The 12,430-nt window shown below is 43.7% G+C and carries 9 protein-coding genes and 1 pseudogene; 1 reads left to right on the top strand and 9 read right to left on the bottom strand.

The features are described from left to right. From LJE72_RS12740 to LJE72_RS12780, 9 genes and pseudogenes are all read right to left on the bottom strand, one after another. On the bottom strand, nt 1-736 hold a 736-nt coding region (locus tag LJE72_RS12740; RefSeq protein WP_229247974.1), incomplete at its 3' end, for a hydrogenase iron-sulfur subunit. Nucleotides 737-787: 51 nt separating this feature from the next. Further along, entirely contained in the window at nt 788-3,877 is a 3,090-nt protein-coding gene (locus LJE72_RS12745; RefSeq protein ID WP_282437903.1) for a CoB--CoM heterodisulfide reductase iron-sulfur subunit A family protein, read from the bottom strand. A 79-nt stretch (nt 3,878-3,956) separates the two neighbouring features. Next, a pseudogene (locus LJE72_RS12750) lies at nt 3,957-4,385 on the bottom strand (formate dehydrogenase accessory sulfurtransferase FdhD); the annotation flags it as partial. Between the two features lie 188 nt (nt 4,386-4,573). Further along, nucleotides 4,574-4,792, bottom strand: a complete 219-nt coding sequence (locus tag LJE72_RS12755) for a hypothetical protein (protein ID WP_229247975.1) — start codon at nt 4,790-4,792, stop codon at nt 4,574-4,576. A 45-nt stretch (nt 4,793-4,837) separates the two neighbouring features. Beyond that, a complete protein-coding gene (locus LJE72_RS12760; RefSeq protein WP_229247976.1) occupies nt 4,838-5,260 on the bottom strand; it encodes a (Fe-S)-binding protein in 423 nt (140 codons plus the stop codon). 8 nt (nt 5,261-5,268) lie between these two features. Next, nucleotides 5,269-5,844 carry a 4Fe-4S dicluster domain-containing protein gene (locus tag LJE72_RS12765; RefSeq protein WP_229247977.1) on the bottom strand — a complete coding sequence of 192 codons (576 nt, stop codon included), beginning with the start codon at nt 5,842-5,844 and terminating at the stop codon, nt 5,269-5,271. Nucleotides 5,845-5,875: 31 nt separating this feature from the next. Next, the gene (locus tag LJE72_RS12770) at nt 5,876-6,424 is read right to left on the bottom strand and encodes a 4Fe-4S dicluster domain-containing protein (RefSeq protein ID WP_229247979.1); all 549 of its coding nucleotides are present in this window, start codon (nt 6,422-6,424) and stop codon (nt 5,876-5,878) included. Then, nucleotides 6,414-8,351 (bottom strand): aldehyde ferredoxin oxidoreductase N-terminal domain-containing protein, encoded by a 1,938-nt coding sequence (locus tag LJE72_RS12775; protein ID WP_229247980.1) that lies wholly within the window; start codon nt 8,349-8,351, stop codon nt 6,414-6,416. Before LJE72_RS12775 ends, LJE72_RS12770 begins: the two co-directional genes overlap by 11 nt. Before the next feature lie 626 nt (nt 8,352-8,977). Then, nucleotides 8,978-11,131 carry a sigma-54-dependent Fis family transcriptional regulator gene (locus LJE72_RS12780; RefSeq protein WP_229247981.1) on the bottom strand — a complete coding sequence of 718 codons (2,154 nt, stop codon included), beginning with the start codon at nt 11,129-11,131 and terminating at the stop codon, nt 8,978-8,980. Between the two features lie 494 nt (nt 11,132-11,625). On the opposite strand from LJE72_RS12780, the gene LJE72_RS12785 reads away from it, so the two are divergent. After that, a complete protein-coding gene (locus LJE72_RS12785) occupies nt 11,626-12,387 on the top strand; it encodes a LytR/AlgR family response regulator transcription factor (protein ID WP_229247982.1) in 762 nt (253 codons plus the stop codon). The last annotated feature ends 43 nt before the right edge of the window (nt 12,388-12,430 follow it).

Consider the following 12,430-nt stretch of genomic DNA (forward strand, 5'->3'; position numbering starts at 1 on the left):
CATACCTAACTAATCCTTGTCTTGACGAACTATTCAGGTGTCTGGATACTTCAGACGGGGTCAGGTCTAAAACCTTAGCGATTTCTCCGGTTGTCTGGGGTCCTTCTCGCAAGAGGGAAATAATTTGGCTGTCTACCAATTTCTCGATCACTGTTTCCTTAAACAATTTAGTAAACTCGTCACTGCTGAAAAAATTATAATACACTTCCTCTGATTGGACGGGTATTCTCATTCTTTCTCTTTCCACCAGTCTAATGTAGGGGACGATATCGGCAACTGCTTGGATTCTGGACTTTAGGACCAAGTCGTCGATTCCTTCCCCTTTGCCGAGAGATCCTAACTCCTTCACCTGTTTGCCAAAATCAGTCATAATTTCAGCAAACAAGTTCCCATCAGCTGAAGACATCGTTTCGATCCTTAATCTGTCCGGGTTCAGGCCGATGTGCTCCATTATTTTCTTACATAGGAGTACCATGTTCAGCGCATGATAATTTCCTTGGGTACCATAATTACAATCATTGTACTTACAACCGCCCAGAAACACTCCATCCATTCCATTTGAAAAAGCCCTTAAGACAAATGACAGGTCAACTCTGCCAGTACACATAACACGAATAACCCTGCTCTCAGGTGTATATTGTAGTCTGGACACGCCAGCTAGGTCTGCAGCCCCGTATGCTCACGATTGGCAGACAAACCCTAATATTTTTGGTTTAAATTTAAGTCTGGTACTCATGCTTTTCTCACCGCCTTACTTCGTAATCCTGTCTTTGTGCATAGCGAACATCTACAAGCCTGCAACCGCTGCATCGATTTGGCTCAATATCTGCTCATCGGTAAAGTTCTTAAGTTGAATAGCCCCTGTCGGACATACTGTGTTACAAAGACCATCCCCCTTGCATAGAGGAGGATTAACCCCAGCTTTTCTGCCTTGTGGTGTCATCATGAACTCGATGGCACCATACGAACACGCCGTGATACATGCCCCGCAGGAAATGCAGTCATTCCCATTCACCTCTGCAACAGCGCCTGAGGCTACCACTGAATCACGTGAGAGCAGAGTTAAGGCCCGGCCTGCGGCTGCATAAGACTGACTAATCGTTTCCGCTATATGCTTGGGATAGTGAGCCATTCCGCAAAGATAAACGCCATCGACAGCAAACTCAACAGGCCTTAGTTTGACATGAGCCTCTTTGAAAAAACCATCTTGATTGGTAGTTACCTTGAATAGGTCAACAGCCTCCTGACTTCCCGCTGACGGAATAACAGCGACAGCTAAAGCGAGTTTATCAGCATCAATTTCAAGCTTCTTACCTAAAATAAGATCAGTCACACTAATTCTTAAGACATTCCGACCATCCTCGTCAACAGCTTCTTCCACCTGAGGTTGATCCTGCGCCTCATAGCGGATGAACCTTACGTCCTTACCAGCCGCTTCTCGGTAATAATCCTCTTTTAACCCATAGGTCCTCATATCCCTAAACAGAATGTAGATATCCATCTGGGGGTTTAGCTCTTTTAGTTTCAGGGCGTTTTTGATAGACTCGCTGCAACATATTCTACTACAGTAGTTTCTGTCTTCATTTCTGCAACCTACGCATTGAATCATCACTAGACTCCGAGTGTTAAGCAGGCTTTCTTCTTTTTTGACGATTTGCTCTTCTAACTCCAAGTGGGTTATTACCCTGTCATCTTTTCCATAAAGGTACTCGATGGGTTGGTATTCTTCAGCACCTGTAGCAAGAATGGTTGCCCCATGCTTTATCTCGGTGACTCTTCCTTGAGCTTTCACCTTGGTAATGAAATTTCCCACAAAACCGCCTGTCTCAGTGATGGCTGCCTCGGTATAGACACGGATTAAGGGGTGCTGATAAACTTGGCGAATCACATCGTGCAAATATTCTTGAACATCCAACCCTTCCAAGGTGTAATGAATTCTGCGCGCCATTCCCCCCAGGTCGGTATCCTTTTCCACCAGGTAAACTTCATGTCCTTGGTTAGCCACGCTCAGAGCACTGGTCAGGCCGGCTACGCCTCCTCCGACCACTAAGGCCGTCTTATTGACGTTCAGCGCAAATTCCTGCAAAGGTTTCAAATGGCTAGACCGGGCTACCGACATCCGGATTAGATCCTTTGCCTTATGGGTGGCCTCTTCCTTTTCCTTCGAGTGGACCCAGGAGCAATGTTCTCTAATATTAGCCATATCTAAATAATATTGATTAATTCCCGCCTCCCGAAGGGTGTCCCTGAATAACGGTTCAAGGGTCCTGATGGAGCATGCAGCGATAACCAATCGATTGAGTCCTTTTTCCTTGGCCATGTCTGCAATTTCTTTGGCAGAATTTGTGGCACATGAAAATAACTGTTCCTGGGCGTAGACAACATTAGGTAAGGTTAAGGCATATTCAACGGCGGAAGGTACATTTACTACCCTTGAGATATTAGCCCCGCAATGACATACAAAGACGCCTACCTTTGGTTCCTCTTGGGATACATCCCTTTCCGGCGGATAGATCCTTTCTTTGGACAGCTTCCCTCTTCTGTAGTCAAGAAGTTCACCACATTGCGAGCCAGCTCCGCTGGCGGTATAAACCGACTCAGGAATATCTGCAGGACCCTGGAAGGATCCGCTGACAAAGACCCCAGGCTTAGTGGCCTCCATAGGATTGGAAAGACCTGTTTTACAGAATCCGTGGGAATTGAGCTCGATGCCGAACTTATCGGCCAGAGCCTGATAATTAGCAGGGGGATTCAAGCCTATGGATAATACCACCATGTCGAATTCTTCTTCTTTTACTCCATCATCCGGTGTTGAATATCTAATCGTTACATTGTTGCTTTTCGGGATCTCTTTTCCTATGGATACGTAGCTTCTAATAAATCGAACCCCGGGAAGTTGCTCTGCTTTTTGGAAATATCGCTCTAAATCCTTGTTATGTGTTCGAACATCGTTATGGAATATGGTACACTCGGCCTCTGCGTCATGCTCTTTGGTGAGAATCACCTGTTTCTGGGCGTAGGAGCAACATACGGCTGAACAATAGCTATTCCCGCCTGCCGGGTTAACTTGTCTGGACCCGACACATTGAATCCACGCTATTTTATGAGGATGCTTTTTGTCGGAAGCTCGCAGTATCTCCCCTTCATATGCCCCGGAAGGACTTAATATCCGTTCATAATCAAGACTGGTTACTACGTTCTTAAACTTCCCGTAGCCATAGTCATTCCGGAGCTTGGGGTCAAATGGCTCAAACCCCAATGCTAGAATGATGGCCCCTACATTTACTTCTACCTTCTCCGCCGTTTGATTAAAATCTATGGCGTCAGCCTTACAGATTGCTTGGCAAATAGTACATTTCTTTTCTTTAAGGTAAAGGCAACTTTCATCAATATAAGTGGCAAGCGGAATTGCTTGAGTAAAATATATATGAATCGCTTTATTCTGAGATATTTCCTGATTAAATTGATCAGGGTATTTAACCGGGCAGTATTCTACACAGGCTTTACACCCCGTGCATTTGCTCTCGTCAACGTATTTGGGCTTTTTAATCAAGGTTACTTTGAAGTTCCCTGCTTCCCCGTCTACACTGTCAACTTCAGTATAGGTTAGGACCTCAATATTCGGCTGCCGGTCGACCTCGACCAGTTTGGGGTTGAGTATTCAACTGGAGCAGTCATTGGTTGGAAAGGTCTTGTCAAGCTGGGCCATATGACCACCAATACTCGGCGCTTTGTCAACCAAGTAAACCTTATAACCGGCAGCAGCAAGATCAAGGGAGGCTTGAATACCGCTGATCCCTCCACCAATAACCATTACGTCTCCAAAATTATTGTTTCCACCACGATTACAAAGTTGTTGAATTTGTTCTTTTAGCAATAGTTCTTGTTCCACTTTCTATCACCTCTTTAGGTTTTATGTGCGCATACTGTCCAAGTACCGGATCAGCCAGCCGCACCTAGTTTGCAGAGCAGTCAAGCCGCTCCGGGTGTGAATACACCAACAGGCGATTTCCACGTGCATGACCAATTAGAGCAATGCCTAGATCGCAAGCAAGTGAAACGGCGATCCCCGTCGGCGAATGACGCGAAACAACAACCGGGACCTGCATCTTTGCGGCCTTAAGCAACATCTCCGACGAAACTCGACCAGTGGTCAGCAACAATCGGTCTCGGGTTGATAGTGCCCTCTCTAGACATTCGCCATGGATCTTGTCCAAAGTGTTATGTCGTCCGATATCCTCGGCCACTACCAGCAGATTCCCAGTATCGGACAAAGCTGAAGTGTGTACACCACCACTAAGTCGGTACAGATCCATCTTCTCTTGAAGTTGCCCCATTAGAGACAACACTTCCGTAGCCTTCACAACAAGACCCGATTCAACCTTCTGTCCGTACGTTTTGAAAACTGAACCTCCACCGCACCCTGAGGTGAGTGTCCGTTCGAGCCACTGTCAATATCCTCAATAAGGCAGGGGTGGATTTCGGGATACTGGGTACCAAGGATTCGGCAATTCAAACTCGGGGTCAATCAGCCTCACATCAACCAGTGATTCCACTTCACACATCTTCATCATCACCACTTCGCTGATACCTGAGATGATTCCCTCTCCGTACAGGAATCCAAGGACAAGACACTCCACTCCATCTTAGTTGGAGTACACTGGATGGTGACCAATTCCTGGTGATTCACATAGATTGTGAGTCCCGTCTCGCTTGGCACGTGAACTGAGATCCTGCTCCAACCCTCTTCCGAAAAGCGATCACCGACTATTTCCACGGCCACATTTTTCATATATGATACGCCAATTTCCTTTTTCATGCTTAGCTTCTCCGTCCTCTAAATGATTTCCTGGAGAATCTCCGTGATGTCCTTAACCTGTATGACGTCATCATAATTCAGGACTAACCTGCTATCTTCAAAATTGGTGATGCAATAGGGGCAGGAAGTAACCATCACCTCAGCACCAACTCCAATAGCTTGATCCAATCTAAGATTGGCGAATCTGTCGGACTTTTGAGTTTCCATCCAAATCCTGCCCCCGCCCATTCCGCAACACATACTATCTTCCCGCGACTCCTCCATCTCGTTTAATATCAAACCAGGTATCTTTTTTAAGACCCCTCGCGGTTCGTCATAGATGCCATTATGCCGACCTAAATAACATGGGTCATGATACGTAACTTTCTTCTCATACTCCTTGCTGATCTGGAGTCTTCCCCCATTTATAAGCTCGAACAAATACTGGGATATATGAATCACCTCAAAGTTCACATTGAATTCTGGATACTCATTCTTGAAAGTGTGATAGCAATGAGGGGAAGAAACAAGAATCTTTTTGACACCGTTATCGGAGCTACCTTCTTCAATCTTGAGTCATAGCTTAAGTAGCAACCCGGAAAATACAAGATTTCCATCCCTTCGGTGAATGTTTTTACCGAAAGACCCTCTGCCCATTCTGCCCTCTTGCTTCGCGCTTCACCAAAGGGGTTTCCTTCTGCAAAAAGGCCTGCACTTGCGGCGCGGACAGGCTTGACGGCCTCTGGGAAAACACCATATCCCGTGGCAAATCTGCGCAAGGCAATCATGTTATTGACCTGCTTTACGTCCCTGGGACATCTCTGCTGGCATTTTTCACAGGTAGTACAACGCCAGATCTCTTCATTTTCTATTTCAGTCAAACCGAAGGTTGCCTCTCGGATCAGCTTACGCATACTGAAGGTTCTGACCTTGTTCCAGGGACAAACAGTATCGCATTTTCCGCATTGATAGCAGAATTTGACGGCATCTGCACCACTCTCTTTGATTTCATCGATTGCCTCTTTGAAGGGAGCTACTGTCTCCACTATTTATAATCCCTCCTTTCCCATTAACGCTTTAGCCCTTCCGGGACATTCGGACAAAGTTATCCAATAGTCTCTGGGCTCCATATTTGTCTAGCAATGATTTCAATCCCATTTCCAGCGCGATCTGCTTCTCTTTTTCTTTAACTTCCTCATTGACTTCTTCTTCGTATTCTTCATAAACCAGAGCTCCAACAGTGCATACCTTTACACACTTAGGCTCATGACCTAGCTCATCCTCACACATATCACATTTCAATGGAAGACCAGAATCAGGTTCCCTAAATAGATCTCTTGACGGGCAGGAAGCTCCGCAGAAGCTGCACTCGCTGTATTCTTTTCCGTTGATCGTAAAAATCTGTCTGCCAACACATTCAGATTTGGTATATTCAGTAGCACGTATCGGCACATACTCATCATTCAGTACATCCATAACCAACCGAATCCGAGACCTAGCAGGATTGATGCTGCTGTATTTCGGCTTGGCGTGAAATGCAGAACAGGCCAACTCACAGGCACGACATGCAATGCATTTGTCTAGATTAACTTTAATTAATTTAACTTTTTTCTTTTCACCCTTCACGGATCTCACCTCCGTCGCTTGTCAAGATCCCCCTCTGGATGAAGTCTTCACTCACGTAATCCAAGCCTAATTTGTTCAAGGTCTCTTTGGTTGGAATTCCTTCGTTTGTCCAGCCCTTGAAAGCATAATACCCATCGAGATATGCTTGTTCCTTCTCATGTTCTCTAATCTTCCAGTGGTCGGCAGGCGGAGCCTCATCAATTCTTCTTAAGCCTCTTCGGTTATTAATGGCTCTAACCAAAGTTCGGTTCCTAGCAGCTATTTTCCATAGTTTGTCCGTATCCAGCTCAAATCCACTGGCATAGGAGATGAATTCCGGCAAATTATACATATGATACGCAGGCCTGCAACCAAATTGGCCTCTAAAGGAGGACAACCAAGCGCAAGTCCCGATGGAGTCATCAACATAATGCATCATTTCGTTCCAATCAGTAATGTTAACAGACTCTTCTATTGAAGGATCTACACGCGGCTCCCATTCTAAGAACCATTTCTTGAACCTCTCCGGAGCAGCTTCCCAGCCTTCTACAAGTTTTTTTCTCTTTTCTAAATCAGGCTCTGGTGCCTGGGGATACGACCCTTCAATCTGGGTGATAGACATCTTCTCACCGGTGGCATACATTAGATAATAGGGGAAATTTACTTTTCCCAACTTAAGAGGCACCTGCTCCACTTTTTTAGTGGTATTATGGTCATATTTTTCCGCACCCCGGCCAATCTTACGAGCCGCCCAATAAACGCCATCGGCTAAAGCATCACCAACAAACCCTTCACGCCGAACCGTGATATCAAGCAGATAGAAGAATCTTTCCGCGTTATCAGCTGGGAAGTCTGGCAGGTCCTCGTTAGTTAGAACGCCGGCTTCGTAAAGTTCAACAGCGAAGGCCAGAAGCTGGGGTGTTGCAAATCCATCCATTCCATACTGTGTGGTTCTGGCCAGCATCTCATAACTAAAACTAAAATCTTCCACATAGGCCGCCATCATATAGATAAGCCTGTTGAAGCATTTTGTGAAGAATTTCCTCCCATCTTCCAGTTCAAGCATTTGCTTACACATCTTCGGACAGTTGTAGCAACCAACCCAGCGCAAGCGCGCTTTATCAGTAGTCGTTACATCATTCTTGTAAACATCTTCAGTAAAATAACCTCTCCGTCGCTCCCGGGCATTGCCCCAAGCGAAATTTTCCATGTGCCAGGCATCATTAGAAGGATCCAAACGCATCGGATCTCCATTCTCCGGATCATCAGCAATCGACTTATACTTGGGTTCGCACAGCCCCCAAAGTTCAATCGGATGGGCAACATTGATGTCCTTTGTGCCACGTATAGCTATCGCCTTTAACCTTTTATCCCCCATAACCACACCTGCCATACGGGCTGCAGCAGAGCTGGCGTGTTCGATGCTCGCACCATAAACTCTGTTCTCACCAGCTAAGCCGATAGCAGCCACTTGGGCACTGGCATCCAACTCAGCTTGAAGGATTCCTTGTGTTTCCATAGCACCTTTACCCTGCAGATGGGAGGCATCACGAATTTCCACTTTGTCATTATTTATCCACAAATAAACCAGATTAGGGGACTTACCCCGAATGATTATTCTGTCGTAACCGGCATATTTCATTTCCGTTCCAAAATATCCACCCAACATTGAATTAACAAAAAGGTTTGTCTGTGGACTAATAGTATTGACAATGCAACGATTGGCACCGGGAACCGGTGTGCAATTTAAAAGACCGCTGCTGAATATTATTAGATTATCGGGAGAAAAGGGTTCAGTTTCCGGAGGAACCCTATCCCATATTATCTTCGCGGCAGTACCCTGCCCCCCCAGATGCAGTTCTGTTAATCGGGGGTCAGTTTCTACCCTCTCAATGCTTCCTCGAGATAAATCAATTTCCAAATTATACCCTGTCTCTGCGCACCTCATTTTTCAACCCCTCTATTTAAATATGTTTTTATTTTTCTTCCATCCGCTCGAAGGTTAACCCCACCCAAAATCCGGACCCTATTATCAGCTGAGTTTAAAATTAGAATACACCTATAGGTTCTGGAGCTAAGTAATTACCTCTATTGTTTGGTGTAGCACGTGCACTCAGAATTTTTGTTATATGTTTTCGATACATTTAACTATCTGCAAGATTCAGTCGAATATTATACTGTTCTGCAGATTTTCCTGAGAATTTTGCAATCGCCTCCTTCTTTTTTGTTTTTTTATAATATTTAGATAATTCACTTAACGCAAAGTCTATTGCAAGTGTAATGCCAATTTTTCACACCTCTCGCCCCATTCTATTATCGACTAGTCGGAATCTAGAGTCGAATTGTCAAAAATCAATGCCCAACGGTTTAAGATCCGTTATTTTTAAAATAATTAAAATAAGAGAATGATAGATAACACTGCAAAATTGCAGTGTTATCTATCATTCTCTATAAATAGACTATTGGATCACAGCTTGAACTAAGTCATATCTGCATCGAAATAATGCAAGTATGACTTAGTTTTCCTAGGAAATTAAATTAAATTTCAATCATGGTTACGGAAATATTCTAACGTTAAGCAGGTGACTCTGCATCGGTCCGCCGAAAACGAGCCATTCTTCTGACTACTGTAGACTGATTAACTCCTAATGCAGCGGCGGCCTTATAAGTGCTTCCAAATTTCTCTAAGGCCTTGTCAATAAGTTGACGCTCTACTTCCTCTACAGCCTCTTTCAGTGGCATTAAGGAATTGACTGATACTCTTACCGATTTTCTGGCACTGGATTTAAAAGAAATTGGCAACTGAGATACCTGTATCAAATCTCCTACCGAAACAACCATTAAACGCTCAACCATATTCTCCAGCTCCCGAACATTACCCGGCCAGTCATATTTCAGAAAAGCCTCAATTACCTCAGGAGAGAATTCTCGCTTAAAGCCGTACTTCTTACTAAATTTATCTCGGAAATGATTAAGAAGAGGAATGATATCCTCATGCCGTTGTCGCAAAGGCGGAATCAAAATCGGAACCACATTCAATCGAAAGTACAGATCCTCTCTAAATTGGCCCGCCCTGATCATCTCTTCAAGGTCTTTATGGGTTGCCGCCAAGATTCTAACATTAATTTGACGCGGCATTGCCCCGCCAATAGGAACTAGCTCCCGTTCTTGCAGAACTCTTAAAAGCTTGGGCTGAAGATTAAGGGGAAAATCACCAATTTCATCGAGTAAAAGCGTTCCATTATGAGCCAGCTCAAACATACCGATCTTACCTTCTCGACGGGCCCCCGTAAACGCTCCCTGCTCATATCCGAAAAGTTCTGATTCTAATAATTGCTCTGGAATGGCCCCGCAATTAAGTTTTATAAAAGGGCCTTCGGCTCGGTTGCTCTGAGTATGAAGGAGTTTCCCTATACCTTCCTTGCCAACACCTGATTCTCCAAATAAAAGTACGGTAGAGTCAACCTTAGCTACCCGCCTAATTAATTCGAATACCCGTACCATCTCAGGACCAGTACCAATCATCCCCCCAGTTTCCAGACGATTTCGCGATTCAGATAGCTCCTGACAATTTTCGCTTATTCGATTGTCATCAATCAACTCCTGTTGCATTTGATTAAGAAAGGTCATATCTCTCAAGTTTATTACAACCCTTAAGAGTTTTCCGTCCTCATCAAAGACAGGATTACCGGAGACAAGCAGACTGTGATTATTTTTATTGTCTATAATGGTAACGGGTTGCTTACGTTGCAAAACTAAGTCAAACAACGGATGACCATAGACAGCCTCTTCAATTTCTTGGATTCCTCTTCCAATCAATTCCTGCGCATTGACCAGACTAAATTTTTGAAATATTCGATTAACTCTACAGACAATGCCAGCCGAATCAGTGACGCATAAACCATCTGTGAAGGAGTGTATAATTGAATTAAGTTCACAGTTGAGTTCCTTAACTGCGGCCAATTCTTGCGATAAGGATTTAACTTCGGATATATCTTGAAATACCCCAACAGCTCCTGTTATCTGCCCTTCTTGTATTACTGGAGCCCTATTCATAATATATGTCCTCTGACCTACTCGAAACTCTTGGGAATACTCCGATTTTCCCGTTTCCAGTGTCTCCATTAGACCAATCGGCACTACATCTAAGACATGGCGGCCGATAGCTTCACGTGAAACTCTGGTAAATAGTTGGACTGCCCTATTATTAAATGAAGTTATCCTGCCATCGCTATTGATAACTACAATTCCATTATGCGCAGAGTTTAGTATGGCTTCAAGTTCTTTAACTTGGAATTCGGCTTCTTGATATAAAGCAACAGCCAGATCAACTCGGCTTAAAACTCCAACAACCTGCCCATCCTCTTCAACCACTACTGCCATATCAAATTGGCAAGCCCAGGCCTCTTCTAAACGTAGAGAAGGCTTTATAATCACAGGGTTGCGCTCCAATGCTTCCAGACAACTCAACTCTGCAGGCGAACGATCATTATGGATCATTCTCTCGATAAGCGCCTTCATTGTGACTATTCCCAGTAACTCCCCTGCTTTATCCACTACAGGACAACCGGAAGAGTTAATTTCGCTAAGCCTTTGCAATGCCTCTAAACAAGAATTAGTGTCGCTCAGACAAACCGATAGAGAGGTCATAACCTCTTCTGCCCATCTCATGACAGCATCCCAGTTTCCAATATCTCTATTAGTGTTGCGGAAAACAAAGCCTTTCACCCTTTCATACCCCTTTTGGGACAACCTGAAATGAAAACCGGTGAATATCCTGTCTTTTTACGACAACCCTTATGAACCGAATTAGTCATAAAAGCTATTAGGGTTTCCTTAATTATATCTATGCTAAGATTATCAGTCAATTAACAACAAAGAAAGCAGCAATTTCCACGTGTATATTGGAAAAACATCCCATTATTACGATATCACCCACTATATGACTTATATCAAAGTATATTTTGAACAATCTTCTGCAAATTCCGCAACGCAAGTTTTTTTCGAAGCTTTGGAATCACATTTCCAAAAAATATTTTCTTGACAAGCGAGGACATTACATGTGATGATATTTTTATAAAATATTATCTGAATATTTTAATTGTTAGAATTATCAAATCAACAGTCAATTCCAGACGATTGCGCGAATACACCGGCTAATGGATGATTAAAACCTTCTACAAAATTAGACTTCCCGATATGCCAAGAAAAGAGGGATTAGCTTGAAACTTCGTGTTCTACTGGTCGATGACGAGTGCTCCGCGCGTAAAGAACTTCGCTATTTACTTGAGCTCTTTGAGGATGTTCAGGTTGTTGGGGAAGCCGCAAATGCTTTGAATGCTCTAGAGTTAATCTACAACCTGGATTACTCTCTAATCTTCTTAGACATTACTATGCTAGGTCTAAATGGGACTGATCTGACTGATCTATTGCGAGAAAAGCTCGATTCACCCACAATCATCTTGACTACCGCTCAAGAAGAGTACGCATCCGCATTTGCCTTTGCCGTAAATGCGGTAGACTATCTTCTAAAACCCATTCACCCTGTGCGCCTAGAAGAAGCGTTAATGAAAGTACGCCAGTTAAAAGACAACCTAAATGCATCAAAGAATACTCCACTGCTCTCCGATAAGGGTGAAAATGTTAATCCTTTGGAAGTTGTACCTGTTGAACAAAGGGATAAAATAATTCTATTACAGCCGAATGATATCATCTTTATCTATACCGATAAAGAAAATGTCTACATTAAAACTCAAAAGAATGCTTATCTGACTCGCTTTACTTTACGCGAGTTGGAATTACGTTTAAACTCTACTCTTTTTTTTCGCTCTCATCGTTGTTATTTAGTTAACATTCAACGCATGCTGGAACTGATCCCTTATTTTAATGGTACTTATAACATTGTGGTCGATGACGATGTACGCAGCAAAATTCCAATGAGCCGGACCAAAACCCGAATTTTCAAAGAGATGTTAGGTCTTTAGATTCTTATTTTTAATGCCCTTAACATTCCACAGGGAATAGTTA

This window comes from Desulfosporosinus shakirovi (genome assembly GCF_020595055.1).
GTDB lineage: Bacteria > Bacillota > Desulfitobacteriia > Desulfitobacteriales > Desulfitobacteriaceae > Desulfosporosinus > Desulfosporosinus shakirovi.